This is a genomic window from Mycobacterium sp. (assembly GCF_965229265.1).
GTDB lineage: Bacteria > Actinomycetota > Actinomycetes > Mycobacteriales > Mycobacteriaceae > Mycobacterium.
This window is the reverse complement of record NZ_CBDDIY010000011.1, coordinates 45,048-62,480: the sequence shown is the minus strand read 5'-3', so window position 1 is coordinate 62,480 and position 17,433 is coordinate 45,048. Positions and strand designations below refer to the sequence as shown.

The following is a 17,433-nucleotide window of genomic DNA, read 5'->3' as shown; positions in this document are numbered from 1 at the left end:
ATGCTAGCCCCAACTCTATGGTCAGCCGGGTGAGACCGCTCGATCCCGTCGTCATCGGCGGCGACGACCTGGGGATGGCCCGCATCGTGGTCGCCGTGCGTACCGCGGTCGTGGCCTCGATCGGCCTGCTGCTGCTCATCGGACCGCCCTGGGTCCGCCAGCATGTCGCGCTCAGCGCCGCGGTTCTGGTCGCGGCCATCGCCTATTCGGTGCTGCTGCTGGCCAACCCGCAGCTCGAGGTGCGGCGCACCCGGTATGCCTGGCTGGTCAGTGGGGCGGACAGCGCGTTCACGCTGGCGCTGATCGCCCTCACCGGCGGCTTGTACAGCCCCGTCGTGTCGGTGTTGCCACTGGCGGTCATCGCCTCGGCCGCCCGCCTCTCGTTCATCGAAACATTGTTGCTGGCAGTGCTTTTGGGCGGCACCTACAGCACGCTTGCGCTGACCTCACCCGCACCGTCACCGGGCGCTGCGGTGCCGGCGCTGCAAGCCGGTTGGTCGGCGCTGTACCTGGTGTTCATCGCGATCCTGACCGCAGGGCTCTCGGCGCTGGCCGAACGCGAGCACAGGTCCCGAATCCGCGCGCTGGTGGAAGCCGAGGCCGAGCACGCCGCCGCCGAGGAGGAACGCGACCTGCGGGCCCGGCTCCTGCGGTCCTACCAGTCACAGCAGGACGGCCTGCAGGTGCTGGTACATGAGTTCCGCACGCCAATCGCATCACTGCAGGCGCTGATGGATGCGCTCGCGTCCGGCACGCCGATGTCCGACGCGGACCGCGAGACCGGCCTGCACCTGGCCACCCGGCACGTCGGTCACCTCGCGGACATGATCGCCGCGCTGTCTGACGTCGCCCTGAGCCGGCGCCCCACCTTCTCGGCCGGACGGGTCCGCCGCGTCAACGTCGCCGACCTGGTCACCGAGGCGGCCGACGCCGTCGGCCTGACCGCGCCGCGGCTGAGGCTCACGGTAACCGGCGACGTAGGCGCAGTCGCGATCAACGCTCAGGGACTGCGCCGAGTACTCACCAACCTGCTGGAGAACGCGGCCCGGCACGGCCGGGACGCCCCCGTCGACGTGACCTGCGCCCGCAGCGATGGGGAACTCGTGATCGCCGTCCTCGACCGCGGCCCGGGGATCCCCGCCGAAAGCCTCGGTGAGCTCACCGCCAAGTACGTCAGCGCCGGCGGGCAGCGCGGCACCGCCGGCCTCGGGCTGTGGATCGTCCAGCAGATCGTCGAGGCCATGGGCGGGCGAGTCGACTTCGCCGCCCGCGAGGGCGGCGGGCTGGCCGCGACCTTCCGGGGGCCCGTCGAATCCTGACGCTGGCCCGCGCAGGCCAGGGATTGGCACGCACGACAGTCCCCCACATCGCCGCAGATGCCGACCATGGGTGCGACGCCGACGTGACGCGCACCACAAGCGCGCGCCCGCGGCGGTGACGAGAGGACACCGATGACCGCGCCTACCACACCAATCCGTCCACCCACCCGTACCGATATCGATCTAGGCGCCCGCAGCTTCTGGGCCAAGTCGCCGGAGGAGAAGGACGACGCCTTCGCAATACTGCGTCGGGAAACCCCGGTGCCGTGGAGCGGGCCCGCCGAGTCCGACCTGCTGCCCCCCGAGCTCAACCCGCTCGGCTATTGGTCGCTGACCAAGCACGAGGACATCCGGATGGCCAGCCGCCACCCCGAGATCTTCTCCTCGGCCCAGGGCATCACCATGGAGGACTTCGCCCCCGAGGCGGTCGAGGTCGCGCAGTCGTTCATCGCGATGGACGCGCCGCGGCACAACCAGCTTCGCGGCATCACGATGGAGGCGTTCAAGCCGAAGAACATGCGCCGGCTCGAAGGCTGGATCCGCGGCCACGCCAGCGACCTCGTCGGCGAGATGTCCCAGCTGGGCGAGGGCGACTTCGTCGATCTGGTGTCGGTGAAACTCCCGGGCCGCATCTTCGGCAGCTTCTTCGGACTGCCCGAGGGCGAGATCCGGGACAAGGCCGTCAACGCCGCCCAGCGACTGCTCGGCTGGACCGACCCGAACATCCGCGGGGATCAGAGCGAACTGGAAGTGTTCATGGGCTCGGTCATGGACCTGCACGCGGTGGCCGCCGAACTCATCCCGCTGCGCCGCGCCGAACCCGGTGAGGATCTGCTGACCTGGATGGTGCAGGCCGAGTTCGACGGCAAGAAGATGACCGACGACGAACTCAAGGCGTTCTTCGTGCTGTTGGCGGTGGCCTCCAACGACACCACCCGGCACGCCTCGGCACAGGCCATCCATGCGTTCTCCAAGTTCCCCGACCAGAAGGCCAAGCTGATCGAGGACATTCCGGGCCGCATCGACACCGCCGTCGAAGAGGTGCTGCGCTGGGCGTCCCCGCTGCTGCACATGCGCCGCACCGCTACCCAGGACGTCACCGTGCGCGACGCGGAGATCAAGGCCGGCGACAAAGTGGTGCTGTGGTACTACTCGGGCAACCGCGACGAGGATGTGTTCGCCAACCCGCACACCTTCGACATCATGCGAAACCCGAACCCGCACATCGCCTTCGGCGGCGGCGGGCCACACTTCTGCCTGGGCGCGGCCTTGGCCCGCACCATGCTGCGCACCCTGCTGACCGAGGTCTACACCCGCATCCCGGACATCTCGGCACCCGAACCCGACTTCCAGATCGCCAACTTCATCAACGGCATCAACAGCCTGCCCGCCACCTGGACACCCGAACAGCTCTGACCATCCCCGACCGAGGAGTCGATCAATGAAGACAAAGGCCGCCATCCTGTGGGGACTACACCAGAAGTGGGAGGTCGAAGAGGTCGAGCTCGACGGACCCAGGCACAACGAGGTGATGGTCAAACTGACCGCCAGCGGCCTGTGCCACTCCGATGACCACCTGATCACCGGCGACATGCCGATGCAGCTGCCGGTCGTCGGCGGCCACGAAGGCGCCGGGGTGGTCGTCGAGGTGGGCCCCGGGGTCACCGATGTGGCCGAAGGCGACCCGGTGGTGCTCAGCTTCATCCCGGCCTGTGGCCGCTGTGAACCCTGTGCCCGGGGAATGAGCAACCTGTGCGTGCTGGGCGCGGCCATCATTGCCGGCCCCCAGCTCGACGGCACCTTCCGATTTCACGCCAAGGGCCAGGGGCTGGGCCAGATGTGCGTGCTGGGAACGTTTTCGGAGTACACCGTGGTCCCGGTGGCCTCGGTGGTGAAGGTGGACCCGAGCATCGCGCTGGACACCGCCGCACTGGTCGGCTGCGGCGTCACCACCGGCTACGGCAGCGTCGTGCATACCGGCGAGGCCCGCGACGGCGACACCGTCGTGGTCATGGGCGTGGGCGGCATCGGCATGAACGCCATCCAGGGTGCGCGGATCGCCGGGGCCCGGGTGATCGTCGCCCTCGACCCGGTCGAGTACAAACGCAACCGGTCACTGGAGTTCGGCGCGACCCACACCGCCGCCACCCTGCAGGAGGCGCAGGCACTGGTCACCGACCTGACCCGCGGCGCGATGGCCGATGTGTGCGTGGTGACCACCGACTCCGCCGAGGGCGCCTACGTGGCCCAGGGCCTGAGCCTCGTCGGCAAGCGGGGCCGGGTGGTGATGACCGCGATCCCGCATCCGACCGACACCACCGTCGATCTGTCGCTGTTCGATCTCACGTTGTACGAGAAGCAGGTTCGCGGGTCACTGTTCGGATCCTCCAACCCGCGCCGCGACATCCCGCGGCTACTCGACCTGCACCGTGCCGGCCAGTTGAAACTCGACGAGTTGGTGACCCGCGAGTACACCCTCGATGAGGTCAATCAGGGCTATGCCGACATGCATGCCGGGGTGAACATCCGTGGCCTGATCCGGTTCTGAAACCCCGCACATATGCATCAATCGCGATCTATCGTGAAATCGTCCTGCGGGGCGGCGAAGGAGATGATCTGACATGCATGAGACCAAGCACACCGGCGGCTGTACGTGCCGCTGTAACGCCTGTGACGGCGGCCATCACTGCCACAACATCGGCAGCGGCTGCCGGGTCAAGCCCTAGCCGAACGACGCCGCCACCCCACCAGGGTGGCGGCGTCGTTCGTCTGCGCCGACCAGGTTGACCGCATGCCGTCGTGGGTATGCAGAACAGCATGTCGACAGCCCCGTCCCGCAGACTGCAACGACCACGGGTCGGGCTGCTGGCGGTCCAGGGCGCCGCGGTGCTGGTTGCCGCCGCGTTCCTGATGTTGGCGATCGCCGGGTTCATCCCTGGCCTGACCACCCGCCTGGACGACCTGCATTGGTATGGGCACCAGTCGCAGGCGCAGCTGTTCGGCGTCTTCGCGGTCTCGGTGGTGCACAATCTGCTGCACCTGCTCTTCGGGATTGCGGGCCTACTGCTGGCCGGGACGTACGCCCGCGCCCGTGCTTACCTGATCGGCGGGGGTCTGGTCTACCTCGCGCTGTGGGTCCACGGTCTGCTGACCGATCTGGCTGGTCCACGAAACATGTTGCCGCTCAACGATGCCGATAATTGGCTGAACCTGTCGATCGGCGCAGTGATGGTGCTGCTGGGTCTGACCCTGGCCGGCAGCCGGGTCCCCACCGGCGCCGGTGGCGAACCACTGATCCCGCCGGAATAACGCTCAGGCGATCGAGAGCGCGATTCCGTCGAGGATGTCGTGCTCGCTGACGATCAGCTCGTCGATCCCGGCCCGTTGCCGCAACGCCTCGGCCAGCTCCTCGACGACGATCGAGCCACCGCCGATGACGTCGACCCGGCCCTCATGCATCGGGCCGAGCGCGGCGCGCTGTTTGCGGGTCATGCCGATCAGCTGGTCGCACACTCCCAACAGGTCGCCGAACGCCACCCGGGACAGGTGGATCGCCTCGGCGTCATAGGTGGTCATGCGCTGGGCCAACGCGGCGATGGTGGTAAAGGTTCCGGCCACCCCCACCCAGGTCTTCGCCTGCGCGACCGGGACCACCCGTAACGCCTCCCCCAGCCGCTCGCGCACCACGTCCCGCGCGGCGGCCACCTCCGCAGTCGTCGGCGGATCGGAATGCAGGCACCGCTCGGTCAGCCGCACGCAGCCGATGTCGGCCGAGAAGCTGGCCCGCACGCCACCGTCGGCGGGCGCACTGCCCAGCACCACCTCCGTCGAGCCACCACCGAGATCGACCACCACGAAAGGCGCTGCGGCGGCGTCGAGTTCGCCGACCGCGCCGTTGAACGACAGCTCGGCTTCCTCCGCCCCGCTGATCACCTCGGCCACCGCGCCGGGGATCACCGCGCCGAGCACTTCTGCGGTCATCGCGAAGAACACCTCGCGGTTGGCCGCGTCGCGGGTGGCCGAGGTCGCCACCATCCGCACCGTGCCGACGCCGAAGTGCTCCAGCAGCGCGGCGTAGTCGACCACGGCTGCACGGGTTCGGGCCAGCGCGTCGGGAGCGAACTGCCCGGTGGCGTCCACACCTTGGCCCAGCCGGACGATCCGCATCTCCCGGTGCACGTCGCGCAGCCGACCGTCGGTGACGTCGGCGATCAACAGCCGGATCGAGTTGGTGCCGCAGTCGATGGCCGCCACGCGGTTGGCCGTCGGGCTCATGTCCACTCCTCCTTCGCCAGGATGCCCGCCATGGCGGGTTCGTCGGCCAGCACCGCCAACGCCTGGTCACCGAACGGGTTGACCCCGCGGCCCTTGGCCAGCGAATGCGCGATCACCACGTGTAAGCACTTGACCCGGTCCGGCATCCCGCCGCCGGAGAAGGTGGTGCCCAGCGGTTCGATGGCGTCGCGCTCGGCCAGATAAGACTCATGGGCCCGCCGGTAGGCGTCAGCCACCTCCGGATCCTGGTGCAGCCGTTCACTCATCTCGCGCATCAGCCCCTCGGACTCGAGCCGGCTCGCGGCGGCCGTCAGCACCGGGTGCGTCAGGTAGTACAGCGTCGGGAACGGGGTGCCGTCGGGCAGCCGGGGCGCGGTCTTCACCACGGCTGGTTCACCATTGGGGCATCGATAGGCGATCTCCAGCACGCCGCGTGGCTCGCGCCCCAACTGCTGCGCCACCGCGTCGAGATCGGCGGGATCAACCACCGGCGGCCGGGGCTGGCGCCGGAACGGGTTCCGGCGGCGGCGGAAGAGACAGGCCGGGCTGGGCCGGATCACTGGTCGGGGTGGCCGGCGGACCGTGCGGGGTGTCGGCGATCGTGTGCCACAGTGAGGTGTACCAAGGGTCGGTGTTGCGAACCGCTTCGGCCTGCGGACCGGTTTCGGGTTCGATCTCCGCCCCGGGCGGCAGCTGCACCTGGTACGGGATGTCGCCGGGCATGACAAAGCCCAGCCGCTCGCGGGCCTGGGCGGCAATGTAAACCGGGTCGGCCAGCTTGGCCTTCTGCGACTCCAGATCGGCGATCTGCTTGCGCAGTGCGGTTTCGGACGCCGCGAGCTGCTTCATCTCGGTGCGCTGGGCGAAGTAGGTGCGCACCGGTCCGGCGATGGTCAGCGTCAGCACGCAGACCACCGCCGCCAGGATGGCCGCGCGGCGCGCGGTGAAACCCAGCCGTTGCTCGCTCTGGTGCTCGACAGCGGCCGCGATGGCCCGCCGGATCGGTTCGGTGACGGTGACCGGCTCGGCAGCGGCGCGGGCCTCGGCCGACAGTGGCTTGGCCACCGGTGCCGGACGCGAGCGAATCCGCCCCGACGCCCCCGGCCGAGAGGCCGGTGGGCGCCGCTTCGGGTCGGGCCGCTTGCTTTCCGCCACAGTCTCTTTCGGGTCCTACTCGCTGGCGACGAACCGCGGGAACGCCAGATCGCCCGCATAGCGGGCGGCGTCGCCGAGGGTCTCCTCGATGCGCAGCAGCTGGTTGTACTTGGCGACCCGCTCGCTGCGGGCCGGCGCGCCGGTCTTGATCTGCCCACTGCCGACAGCCACCGCGAGGTCGGCGATGGTGGTGTCCTCGGTCTCACCGCTGCGGTGGCTCATCATGGTGCGGTAGCCACTGTTGTGGGCCAGCGCGACAGCGTCGAGCGTCTCGGTCAGCGTGCCGATCTGGTTGACCTTCACCAGCAGTGCGTTGGCCGCCCCCCGCTCGATGCCTTCCTCGAGCCGTTCGGGGTTGGTGACGAACAGGTCGTCGCCCACGATCTGCACCCGGTCGCCGATCGCGGTGGTGAGCTCGACCCAACCCTCCCAGTCGTCCTCCGACAGCGGGTCCTCGATGGACACCAGCGGATACGCGTCGAGCAGTTCGGCGTAGAACGCGGTCAGCTGCGCGGCGGTGCGGGTCTCCTTCTCGAAGGCGTAACCGGTGCCCTTGGTGTAGAACTCGGTGGCCGCGACGTCGAGCGCCAGCGCCACCTCGGTGCCGAGCTTGAAGCCCGCCCCTTCGATCGCCGAGCTGATCAGGTCCAGAGCGGCCCGGGTGCCGGCGATGTCGGGGGCGAACCCACCCTCATCGCCCAGCCCGGTCGACAGGCCCTGCTTCTTGAGCACGGACTTCAGCGAGTGGTAGACCTCCGCGCCCCAGCGCAGGGCTTCCTTGAAGCTGGGCGCACCGATCGGGGCGACCATGAACTCCTGGACGTCGACGCCGGTGTCGGCGTGCGCACCGCCGTTGACGATGTTCATCATCGGCACCGGAAGGATGTGGGCGTTGGGGCCGCCCAGGTAGCGGAACAGCGGGAGGCCGGCGCTGTCCGCGGCCGCCTTGGCCACCGCCAGCGAGACGCCCAGGATCGCGTTGGCGCCCAGCCGGGACTTGTCCGGCGTTCCGTCCAGGTCGAGCAAAGCCTGGTCGACCAGGCGCTGGTCGTCGGCGGACAACCCGATGACAGCGGGCGCGATCTCGTCGAGCACCGCTTCGACGGCCTTCTCCACGCCCTTACCGCCGTAGCGGGCCGCGCCGTCGCGCAGTTCCACCGCTTCGTGTTCGCCGGTCGAGGCGCCGGACGGGACGGCGGCGCGGGCGAAGGTGCCGTCGATCAGGGCCACCTCGACCTCGACGGTCGGATTGCCGCGGGAGTCGAGGATCTCGCGGGCCGCGACCTGCTCGATGATGGGCACTGGCTTCTCCTTGCGTCCTTGGTGCGCGACGAATGTCCTCGTCGGGGCGGTTGGGCTGACCGCCCATAGCCTAGATGGTCAAGGGGAAGCGGGCGGGCTGGCACGCAGTTGCCCCCGATGACCGCGGCCTAGAGCGCGTGGCCGTCGGCGTAGGCCGTCGCCCAGTCCCGGACGGTGCGGGCGTACTGGTCGGAGTGGTTGTAGGCGTGCAGCGCGTTCATCCAGCCGCGCGGAGTGGCCAGGTCCTTGCCGCGGAAGCACAGATACCCCGCCGCCGACAGCGCAGCGTCGTCGAAGTTGTCCGGGCTGATCACCCCGTCGTTGTTGGCATCGACGCCGTAGAGCCGCCAGGTCTCGGGGATGAACTGCATGGGCCCCATGGCCCGGGCGTACACCGGCTCGCCGCCGTCCAGCGATTGTTCGCTGTCGATGATCTCGAGGTTTCCGTTGGTGCCGTCGAGGTGCACCCCGCGAATCGGCGGGCTCACGTCGCCGTTGGGGGCGATCGTCGCCTCCCGATAGGTGCCGTGGTGGCTCTCCACCATGCCGATGCCGGCCAGCGTCGTCCAGTCCAGATGACAGTTGGGGTTCTCCACCTGCGCCACCCGTGCGGCATAGGCGTAGGCCTCAAGCGCCTGGATCGGGATGCCGAGCTTGGGTGCCCGTTGCGCCGCCCAATCGTGCAGCTGAGCGGCCGGCCGGCCGGTGGCATGGGTATCGATAGCGGGCACCGGATCACCGGGCGGCGGTGGCACACCGTCGGGGATTGGTGTGGCCAGCTGCCAAGAACAGCTCGATGCCAGCAGCATGGCGGCCGCCGCAACGACGACGACAGCGCGCAGCCAACGCGTTGACGACACAAGACTCCTCGAACCCACTCACGTCTTGTCATCGTCCCACGGCTCGAGGGTCATTAGTCCCCAGCGGCGGTGCCAAAGGGCGGTAACTCCGTTACCTGGGGTCTGTTAAGGTGAGCCGATCCTTTGTTTGGTAAGCCTTGCTTACTTGAAATTTTCCGACGACGTGAGGACTCGCCGATGACCGATCTGGCGGACATCTCGGGCGGTCTCGTGGCGGGCGCCCACACCACGTTCAGCGCCGCCGCCCCCAACGTCACCGCCCAACTCTTCGGCAGCGGCCTGATCGGCCTGCGCGAGGGGTTGGAAGCGGGCATCGTCGTGATGATCCTGACCGCGTTCCTGGTCAAATCCGGTCGCCGCGACGCCCTGAAATGGGTGTGGCTCGGCGTCGGGGCCGCGGTCCTGATGACGGTCGGAGTGTTCCTGGCGATCCAGTACGGCACCTACACCATCAAGGACCTGGCCGCCGAGGCCATCGCCGGGGTGGCGTCGCTGGTGGCCGTCACGATCGTCACCTCGATGGTGCTGTGGATGCGCAAAGCCTCCGCCGGACTGTCCGGTGAACTGCGCGCCGGAATGTCCAAGGCGCTCGAAACCGGCGCGCCGGCGGTGTTCATGCTGGCCTTCCTGGCCGTGGGCCGGGAGGGCTTCGAGACCGCGCTGTTCATGGTCGGCTACGCCGAAGCCGAAACCGCCTGGCCACTGCTGGGACTGCTGATCGGGGTGCTGCTGGCCGCCTCGATCGCCTGGGGCATGTACGCCGGCGCCGTGCGAATCAACCTCGCCACCTTCTTCTCCTACACCGGCGCCTTCCTGATCGTGGTCGCCGCGGGCATCCTGTCCTACGGCATCGGGGCGCTGCAGACCGTCGGCTGGCTGCCCGGCCTGGGATCGAAAGCCTTCGACATCAGCGCCGCCTTCGATTGGTCGGCCTGGTACGGCGAGATCATCCAGGGCGTCTTCAATGTCACCCCGACCCCGACCGTGCTGCAGCTGATCTGCTGGCTGACCTACCTGGTCGTGGTGCTCGCGGTGTTCCTGCGGCCCACCCGCGGCGCTCCGCGACCGCAGCACGGTCCGGCCGACAAGCTTCCCACCCACACCCCCGACGCCTCCGAGAAATCGGAGCACTCCCCCCTCCCCGAAAGGTCCGCTACGTGACGCTCACCCACGGCATGAAGACTCCCACCGCGGTGGCAGCCGCGATCCTGGCCGGGGTTTCCCTGGCCGGCTGCACGGCCAAGGAGACCAAGTCCGCCGACTCGAGCAGCAAGGCCGCCGAGATCGCCGTCGACGCCTCCGACTCCGACTGCAAGCTGTCGGGGACCCAGGCCGCGACGGGACCGAGCACCTTCGTGATCACCAACAACGGCACCAAGGTGACCGAGTTCTACGTCTACGGCGAGGGCGAGCGGGTGATGGGCGAGGTCGAGAACATCTCCCCCGGCCTGCAGCGCAAGCTGATCGTGCAACTCGCCGAGCCCGGCACCTACCAGACGGCCTGCAAGCCGGGAATGATCGGCGACGGCATCCGGGGCGACTTCGTGGTCACCGGCAACGCGGTACCGGTCGACACCGAGGGCAAGTTCAAGGAAGCCGCCGACAGCTACAAGCGCTACGTCAACAGCCAGTCCGATGCCCTGGTGCCGGCGACCGAGGCGTTCGTCGCGGCGATCAAGGCCGGTGACGTCGCCAAGGCCAAATCGCTGTACCCGACCACCCGCACCTACTACGAGCGCATCGAGCCGGTGGCCGAGTCGTTCCCGAACGATCTGGATCCGCGCATCGACCTGCGCGAGGCCGACCTGGAGCCGGGCCAGAAGTGGACGGGCTTCCACCGGTTGGAGAAGGACCTGTGGGTGAGCGGGCTGCAACCGGACACCAACGCGATCGCCGACCAGCTGGTGGCCGACGTCAAGGAACTCGACGAGGGTGTGAAGGCCCCCGGCTGGACCATCGACTCGACCCAGATCGCCGGTGGCGCCCAGGGTCTGCTCGATGAGGTCGCGGCCAGCAAGATCAGCGGCGAGGAGGACATCTTCAGCCACACCGATCTGTGGGACTTCCAGGCCAACGTCGACGGGTCGCAGACCGCGGTGGCCTCGGTGCGGCCGATCCTCGACGAGCGCAACCCCGACCTCGGCAAGCGCGTCGACAAGGGCTTCACCGACGTCGAAGCGCTGCTGGCCAAGTACCGCCAGGGAGACGGGTTCGTGCTCTACGACACCGTCACCGAGCCGCAGCGTCAGGAACTGTCCCGCGCCATCGACGCGCTGGGCAAGGAGGTAAGTCAGGTGCAGGGTGTCATCGCTCCCCAGTAACCCCGACATGACCGCCCCCGAGCCGGCACCGCCGTCCGGCCTGTCCCGGCGCAAGTTGTTCGGCGCCGCCGGCGTCACCGCGGCGGTAGTCGGCGCGGCTGGCGCCGGGGCGCTGGCCGGGCGCGCCTCCGCCGCTGACGTCGCCACCGGCGGGCTGGACAAACCGGTGCCGTTCCGCGGCGAGCACCAAGCCGGCATCGTCACCCCGGCGCAGGACCGGATGCACTTCGCGACCTTCGACATCACCACCGACTCGCGGGCCGACCTGGTCGCGATGCTCAAGGAGTGGACCGGCATGGCCGAGCGGATGACCGCCGGCGAGGAGGCCGTCCGCGACGGCGCCATCGGGCTCAATCCCTATGCGCCACCGTCGGATACCGGTGAGGCACTCGGACTGCCGCCCTCCCAGCTGACGTTGACCATCGGCTTCGGGCCGTCGTTCTTCCACAAGGACGGCAAGGACCGGTTCGGCATCGCCGGCCAGAAGCCTGCGCTCCTGGAGAACCTGCCGAAGTTCCCCAACGAGACGATGGACCCGGCCCGCTGCGGCGGTGACATCGTGGTGCAGGCCTGCGCCAACGACCCGCAGGTCGCGGTGCACGCCATCCGCAACCTGGCCCGCGTCGGGTTCGGCACGGTAGCCGTGCGCTACTCGCAGCTCGGGTTCGGCCGCACCTCGTCGACCACCCGCGAGCAGTCGACGCCGAGGAACCTGTTCGGGTTCAAGGACGGAACCGCCAACATCAAGGCCGAGGACACCGACGTCCTCAACCAGCAGGTGTGGGTGGCCAAGGGCGACGGCCCGGACTGGATGACCGGCGGCAGCTACATGGTCAGCCGCCGGATCCGGATGCGCATCGAAGCATGGGATCGCACAACGCTTCTCGAGCAGGAGCGGGTGATCGGCAGGCAGAAGGGCAGCGGCGCGCCCAACGGGCTCAAGCAAGAGTTCGAGGAGCTCAACTTCGACATCGTCAACGACAAGAACGAGCCGCTGATCGACCGCGATGCCCACGTGCGGCTGGCGTCCCAGCAACACCTGGGCGGTATCCAGATCCTGCGCCGCGGCTACAACTTCACCGACGGTTCCGACGGGTTCGGCCACCTGGACGCCGGGCTGTTCTTCATCGCGTTCATGCGCAACCCGGCAACCCAGTTCATCCCCATGCAGACCGAGCTGGCCCGCCACGACGCGCTCAACGAGTACATCACCCACACCGGCAGTGCGATCTTCGCCGTACCGCCGGGGCTGCGCGACGGCGACTACTGGGGGTCGACGCTGCTCGGCTGATCGTTTGGGGCTCAAGTGTGCGCTCAGGGCGTCGACTGTGCGGGGAGGGCGGGGTTCTCGGCGGAACGCCGCCATGGCCGCACAGTCGACGCCGTGGACGCACAGTCAGCGCGCGAGGTCCTCGCCGGGAGTGGAGTCCTCGAGGGTGGCGTCCAGCTCAAGGTCGAGGTCGTCAGCCAGCGAGTCGACGTCGACCAACTCGTCGGGGTCTTCCATGTCATCGGCGGTCACGACCTCGGGCACGTCCGGGATGTCGAGCAGCTCGTCGACCGACATCGGCCAGTGCCGGCGCCACTCGTCGGCACTGACCATCCCCAGCGGCACTGTCGGGTCGAGTCCGGTTGTGGGTCCGCTCCGGCTCGCTGCGACGGCGCATTCGACGCCGCGCACCGTGTCCATGAAGTCGAGAACCTCGGTGCGCAGCTCGTTTTCGGCGTCTCGTTCGGCGGCCACGGTGATCGACAGGATCGACGGCGGGATCAGATCGGTGGGCAGGTTGGCGTTGCGCACCCGGGCGATCACCTTCTGTGCCAAGGCCAGCGCCGGCTGCCCGGTCGGGATGTCATCGACGCAGGACGCTCGCACGCTGCTCTTTTCCAGCGCCTTGCGCTCCTCCCATTGCGCCAGCTGGTCCTCCAGCGAGATCGATTCACCGGCCAGAACCGCGGGCACCCGGTTGCCGAGCTTGCGCACCAGCGCGTCGGCGACGTCATCGATGGTGAACGCATGCTGGGTGGCTTCCTCGGCGATGCGGGCGTGAAAGAGCACCTGCAGCAACACATCTCCGAGTTCGTCACGCAATTCGTTGAGGTTGCCGCCCCGTACCGCGTCGAACAGCTCGTAGGTTTCTTCCAGCAGGTAGCGCCGCAGCGAGTCGTGGGTCTGCTCGCTCTCCCACGGCCCGGCGGTCCGCAGCTTGTCCATGATCGCCACCGCGTCGACCAGTCGCTCGCCGGCCTGCGGCCCGGGGACGGCGATCAACCGCTCCCCCGCGGCCAGCCGAGCACGCACGGCCGGGTGTTCACGGTCCGAGGACAGCAGCACCGGCGCTTGCTGTTCCTGGACACTGGTGAGCAGTGGCCGCGCCGACGGCAGCGACCACGGCACCTTGACCGGCATCTCCTCGGTGTATTGCACGTCGCCGCCGAGCAGTTCGACCGCCTCGACGGGGACCAGCGACGGCCGGCGCGGGTCGACGAGGATGACCGTCATCGCTACTGCCCCTTCTCCGCACCGGCCGGGACGAAGGTGGTGATATCAACCTCGCCCTTCGGGCGTCCGTCGAGCGCGAGCAGCAGGTCGGCCACCATCTGCACCAGCGCCAGGTCGCGGATCCGCGGGGCCCCGACCCCGCTGCCCGCCCGCGGGATCGGCACCTGCACCGTCGAGGTGGTGGCACGGTAGCCCGAGCCGGGATACACCCGCGCCAGGCGCAACTGCCCGGAATCGGGCAACGTCAACGGCGAGAGCCGAAGTGTTGTGGCCGAACCACTTCCGGTTGCCGACACCTCGGTGACGCCGTAGTGGCGGCACAGCAGCCGCAGCCGCGCCACCGCCACCAACCGCTGTGCCGGTTCGGGCAGCGGGCCATAGCGGTCGGTGAGCTCCTCGATGACGGCGGCCACGGCCGCGTCGTCCGCGGCGGCGGCCAGCCGGCGATACGCCTCGAGGCGCAGCCGGTCGCTGCCGATGTAGTCCGGCGGCAGGTGCGCATCGACGGGCAGGTCGAGCCGGACGTCTTTGGGCTCTTCGGTCGTGGTCACTGTTTTGCCGTCGGCGGCGGCGCGGTAGGCCTCGACGGCCTCCCCCACCAGCCGGACGTACAGATCGAAGCCGACACCGGCGACGTGACCGGACTGCTCGACACCGAGCACGTTGCCGGCACCGCGAATCTCCAAGTCCTTCAACGCCACTGCCATGCCCGCACCGAGCTCGTTGTTCTGCGCGATGGTGGCCAGCCGGTCGAAGGCGGTCTCGGTGAGCGGCATCTCCTTGGGGTACAGGAAGTAGGCATAGCCCCGCTCGCGGCTGCGGCCCACCCGCCCCCGCAGCTGGTGCAGCTGCGAGAGGCCGAAGGTGTCGGCCCGCTCCACAATCAGCGTGTTGGCGTTGGAGATGTCCAGCCCGGTCTCGACGATCGTGGTGCAGACCAGGATGTCGTATTCGCGGTTCCAGAAGCCTTCGACGGTGCGCTCCAGCTGCTCCTCGGGCATCTGGCCGTGCGCGACCACCACCCGCGCCTCGGGCACCAGCTGCCGGATCCGGGCCGCGGCGCTGTCGATGCTGGCGACCCGGTTGTGGATGTAGAAGACCTGCCCGTCGCGCAGCAACTCGCGGCGCAGCGCGGCGGCGACCTGCTTGTCGTCATGCGGGCCGACGTAGGTCAGCACCGGGTAGCGCTCCTCGGGCGGAGTGAGGATCGTCGACATCTCGCGGATGCCGGCCAGGCTCATCTCCAGGGTGCGTGGAATCGGGGTGGCGCTCATCGTCAAAACGTCGACGTGGCTACGCAGCGCCTTGATGTGCTCCTTGTGCTCGACGCCGAACCGCTGTTCCTCGTCGACCACCACCAGGCCGAGGTCCTTCCAGCGGATCGCGGTCTGCAGCAGGCGGTGCGTGCCGATCACGATGTCGACGCTGCCGTCGGACATGCCCTCGACGACCGCACGGGACTCGGCCGGGTCGGTGAACCGCGACAGGCCCTTGACCGTCACCGGGAAGCCGGCCATCCGCTCGGTGAACGTCTGCAGATGCTGGTCGGCCAGCAGCGTGGTGGGCACCAGCACGGCGACCTGCTTGCCGTCCTGCACGGCCTTGAACGCCGCCCGCACCGCGATCTCGGTCTTGCCGTACCCGACGTCACCGCAGATCACCCGGTCCATCGGCACCGGCTTCTCCATGTCGGACTTGACCTCTTGGATCGCGGTGAGCTGGTCGATGGTCTCGGTGAACCCGAAAGCGTCCTCCATCTCGGCCTGCCACGGGGTGTCCGGGCCGAACGCGTGCCCGGGGGCGGCCTGCCGCTTGGCGTAGAGCGCCACCAGCTCACTGGCGATCTCGCGAACCGCCTTGCGCGCCTTGGTTTTCGTATTGGCCCAGTCGCTGCCGCCGAGGCGGCTGAGGCTTGGTTCCTGGCCGCCGACGTAGCGCGACAGCTGATCGAGGGAGTCCATCGGGACGAAGAGCTTGTCGGCGCCTTGCCCCCGCTTGCTCGAGCCGTACTCCAACACCAGGTATTCGCGCCGCGCGCCGCCGATGGTCCGCTCGACCATCTCGACGAACCGGCCGATGCCGTGCTGATCGTGGACCACCAGATCGCCGGCGGCCAGCGCCAGCGGGTCAACGGTGTTGCGCCGCTTGGCCGCCAGCCGCTTGCCCTCGGGGGCGGCGACCCGGTTGCCGGTCAGGTCGGTCTCGGTGATGACCACCAGGTTGGCGCCGGGCACGACGATGCCGTCGTGCAGCGGGCCCCGAAGCACCCCCACCACCCCTGGCCGGGGCGCCTCACCCGGTTCGAGCATGGCAGCCGGGATATCGCGCTCGCCGAGCTGCTCGACGACGCGGTGGGCGGTGCCCGTGCCGGGGGCCACGACCGCGCCGTACCCACCGGTGAGGACGTGGGCGCGCAGCATCGCGAAGATCTCGTCGACGGTGCTCTGCTGGCCGCGCGCCGACGGTGCGGTGCGGACCTCGAGTTCGACGGCGCTCTCGGCGGCCAGCTGGCTCAACGTCCACCAGGGGTGGTTGCCCGCCCGGGCCGCCTCCCGGACGTCCTCGAGATCGCGGAAGCCGGAACCGCCGAGCTGCTCGACGTCGATCGGGGCGTCACCGCCGATGGCGGCGACCGACCACGTCGCCTCGAGGAACTCGCGGCCGGTCTTGATCAGGTCCGCAGCACGGGTGCGCACCTTCTCCGGGTCGCAGATCAGCAACGGGGTGTCGGCCGGCAGATGGTCGATCAGCAGGGCGAGCTCATCGGGCCGCAGCACCGGCTGCAGCGCCTCCATGCCGTCGACCGGGATGCCTTCGGCGATCTTGACCAGCATCTCCCCGACACTGCCGGTGATGTGGTTGTCATCGACCGGGCGGGTCTCGATGAGCGTGGTGGCCCGAGCCCGCACCTCGTCGGTCAGCAGCAGCTCCCGGCAGGGCACCGCGACCACCGTGCCGACCTCGATCTCGGGGATCGAACGCTGGTCGGCGACGGCGAACATCCGCATCTCGGTGATCTCGTCACCCCAGAACTCCACCCGCACCGGGTGCTCGGCGGTCGGCGGGAACACGTCGAGAATGCCGCCGCGGACGGCGAATTCACCCCGCTTCCCGACCATGTCGACGCGGGAATAGGCCAGCTCGACCAGCCGCGCCACCAGCGCATCGAAATCGAACTCGGCGCCGACGTACAGGGTCACCGGTTCGATGTCGGCCAGGTCGGGAGCCATCGGCTGCAGCAGCGAACGCGCGGTCGTCACCACCACCCGCAGCGGCGGGCCCAGGCGGGTGTCGTCGGGGTGCGCCAGCCGGTGCAAGACCATCAGCCGCGCGCCCACGGTGTCCACACCGGGAGACAGGCGCTCGTGCGGCAACGTCTCCCAGGACGGGAACATCGCCGCCGAGTCACCGAAGACCCCGCGCAGTTCGGCGGTGAGGTCGTCAGCCTCGCGTCCGGTGGCAGTCACCACGAGCAGCGGGCCGCCGCGGGCCAGCGCGCACGCGGCATACAGCTGAGCACTGGCCGGCCCAACCAGGGCGAGCTCCTCGGGACGCTCGGCGGCGCGCTGCGCGAGTGCGGCGAAGGTGGGGGCGGTCAGCGCCAGGTCAACCAGCCCCGCTAACGGGGTATGGACATGCGGGTGCCCCGGTGCGGTCATGTTGAGACCATTCTAGGCAACGGTGCCGAACTCGTTGCG

At 69.1% G+C, this 17,433-nt stretch carries 14 protein-coding genes; 7 read left to right on the top strand and 7 right to left on the bottom strand.

Annotated elements, in window-relative coordinates; genetic code table 11:
* Positions 1-29 precede the first annotated feature (29 nt).
* From ADBZ9K_RS12790 to ADBZ9K_RS12775, 4 genes are all read left to right on the top strand, one after another.
* Positions 30-1,319 carry a sensor histidine kinase gene (locus ADBZ9K_RS12790; protein WP_526621053.1) on the top strand — a complete coding sequence of 430 codons (1,290 nt, stop codon included), beginning with the start codon at positions 30-32 and terminating at the stop codon, positions 1,317-1,319.
* A gap of 132 nt (positions 1,320-1,451) precedes the next feature.
* A complete protein-coding gene (locus ADBZ9K_RS12785; RefSeq protein ID WP_526621051.1) occupies positions 1,452-2,735 on the top strand; it encodes a cytochrome P450 in 1,284 nt (427 codons plus the stop codon).
* A 25-nt stretch (positions 2,736-2,760) separates the two neighbouring features.
* On the top strand, positions 2,761-3,867 hold the full coding sequence (locus tag ADBZ9K_RS12780; RefSeq protein WP_526621050.1) for an NDMA-dependent alcohol dehydrogenase: 1,107 nt from the start codon (positions 2,761-2,763) through the stop codon (positions 3,865-3,867).
* Between the two features lie 269 nt (positions 3,868-4,136).
* On the top strand, positions 4,137-4,628 hold the full coding sequence (locus tag ADBZ9K_RS12775) for a DUF4383 domain-containing protein (protein ID WP_526621048.1): 492 nt from the start codon (positions 4,137-4,139) through the stop codon (positions 4,626-4,628).
* 3 nt (positions 4,629-4,631) lie between these two features.
* Here the strand turns inward: ADBZ9K_RS12775 and ADBZ9K_RS12770 are convergent, their stop codons facing one another.
* The 5 genes from ADBZ9K_RS12770 to ADBZ9K_RS12750 all read right to left on the bottom strand — a co-directional run bounded on the left by ADBZ9K_RS12770 (position 4,632) and on the right by ADBZ9K_RS12750 (position 8,911).
* Positions 4,632-5,594 carry a Ppx/GppA phosphatase family protein gene (locus ADBZ9K_RS12770; protein ID WP_526621046.1) on the bottom strand — a complete coding sequence of 321 codons (963 nt, stop codon included), beginning with the start codon at positions 5,592-5,594 and terminating at the stop codon, positions 4,632-4,634.
* Entirely contained in the window at positions 5,591-6,082 is a 492-nt protein-coding gene (locus ADBZ9K_RS12765) for a DUF501 domain-containing protein (RefSeq protein ID WP_526621044.1), read from the bottom strand. The genes ADBZ9K_RS12770 and ADBZ9K_RS12765 overlap by 4 nt, the downstream gene beginning before the upstream one ends.
* On the bottom strand, positions 6,075-6,749 hold the full coding sequence (locus tag ADBZ9K_RS12760) for an FtsB family cell division protein (RefSeq protein WP_526621042.1): 675 nt from the start codon (positions 6,747-6,749) through the stop codon (positions 6,075-6,077). Before ADBZ9K_RS12760 ends, ADBZ9K_RS12765 begins: the two co-directional genes overlap by 8 nt.
* A gap of 15 nt (positions 6,750-6,764) precedes the next feature.
* On the bottom strand, positions 6,765-8,051 hold the full coding sequence (gene eno, locus ADBZ9K_RS12755; protein WP_526621040.1) for a phosphopyruvate hydratase: 1,287 nt from the start codon (positions 8,049-8,051) through the stop codon (positions 6,765-6,767).
* A gap of 128 nt (positions 8,052-8,179) precedes the next feature.
* Positions 8,180-8,911, bottom strand: coding sequence for a lytic transglycosylase domain-containing protein (locus tag ADBZ9K_RS12750; protein ID WP_526621038.1), 732 nt, complete (start codon positions 8,909-8,911; stop codon positions 8,180-8,182).
* 177 nt (positions 8,912-9,088) lie between these two features.
* Here ADBZ9K_RS12750 and efeU point away from each other — a divergent pair, with 177 nt between their 5' ends.
* Genes efeU through efeB form a run of 3 tightly spaced genes read left to right on the top strand, consistent with a single transcriptional unit; the run spans position 9,089 to position 12,523 of the window.
* Positions 9,089-10,072, top strand: coding sequence for an iron uptake transporter permease EfeU (gene efeU / locus ADBZ9K_RS12745; RefSeq protein ID WP_526621036.1), 984 nt, complete (start codon positions 9,089-9,091; stop codon positions 10,070-10,072).
* A gap of 14 nt (positions 10,073-10,086) precedes the next feature.
* Complete coding sequence (gene efeO / locus ADBZ9K_RS12740) at positions 10,087-11,232, top strand: iron uptake system protein EfeO (RefSeq protein WP_526622601.1); 1,146 nt, start codon at positions 10,087-10,089, stop codon at positions 11,230-11,232.
* A gap of 7 nt (positions 11,233-11,239) precedes the next feature.
* On the top strand, positions 11,240-12,523 hold the full coding sequence (gene efeB / locus ADBZ9K_RS12735; protein WP_526621034.1) for an iron uptake transporter deferrochelatase/peroxidase subunit: 1,284 nt from the start codon (positions 11,240-11,242) through the stop codon (positions 12,521-12,523).
* Positions 12,524-12,628: 105 nt separating this feature from the next.
* Here efeB and ADBZ9K_RS12730 read toward each other — a convergent pair whose 3' ends face one another.
* Together ADBZ9K_RS12730 and mfd are read right to left on the bottom strand one after the other, a co-directional pair.
* On the bottom strand, positions 12,629-13,735 hold the full coding sequence (locus ADBZ9K_RS12730) for a nucleoside triphosphate pyrophosphohydrolase (protein WP_526621032.1): 1,107 nt from the start codon (positions 13,733-13,735) through the stop codon (positions 12,629-12,631).
* A 2-nt stretch (positions 13,736-13,737) separates the two neighbouring features.
* Positions 13,738-17,394: a transcription-repair coupling factor gene (gene mfd, locus ADBZ9K_RS12725; RefSeq protein WP_526621030.1), complete on the bottom strand. Its 3,657-nt coding sequence runs from the start codon at positions 17,392-17,394 to the stop codon at positions 13,738-13,740.
* Positions 17,395-17,433: the final 39 nt, after the last annotated feature.

Coding starts and splice junctions, on each gene's coding strand:
- ADBZ9K_RS12785 (WP_526621051.1), top strand. CDS start 1,452: ATGACCGCGCCTACCACACCAATCCGTCCACCCACCCGTACCGATATC.
- ADBZ9K_RS12780 (WP_526621050.1), top strand. CDS start 2,761: ATGAAGACAAAGGCCGCCATCCTGTGGGGACTACACCAGAAGTGGGAG.
- ADBZ9K_RS12775 (WP_526621048.1), top strand. CDS start 4,137: ATGTCGACAGCCCCGTCCCGCAGACTGCAACGACCACGGGTCGGGCTG.
- ADBZ9K_RS12770 (WP_526621046.1), bottom strand. CDS start 5,594: ATGAGCCCGACGGCCAACCGCGTGGCGGCCATCGACTGCGGCACCAAC.
- efeU (WP_526621036.1), top strand. CDS start 9,089: ATGACCGATCTGGCGGACATCTCGGGCGGTCTCGTGGCGGGCGCCCAC.
- efeO (WP_526622601.1), top strand. CDS start 10,087: ATGAAGACTCCCACCGCGGTGGCAGCCGCGATCCTGGCCGGGGTTTCC.
- efeB (WP_526621034.1), top strand. CDS start 11,240: ATGACCGCCCCCGAGCCGGCACCGCCGTCCGGCCTGTCCCGGCGCAAG.
- ADBZ9K_RS12730 (WP_526621032.1), bottom strand. CDS start 13,735: ATGACGGTCATCCTCGTCGACCCGCGCCGGCCGTCGCTGGTCCCCGTC.
- mfd (WP_526621030.1), bottom strand. CDS start 17,394: ATGACCGCACCGGGGCACCCGCATGTCCATACCCCGTTAGCGGGGCTG.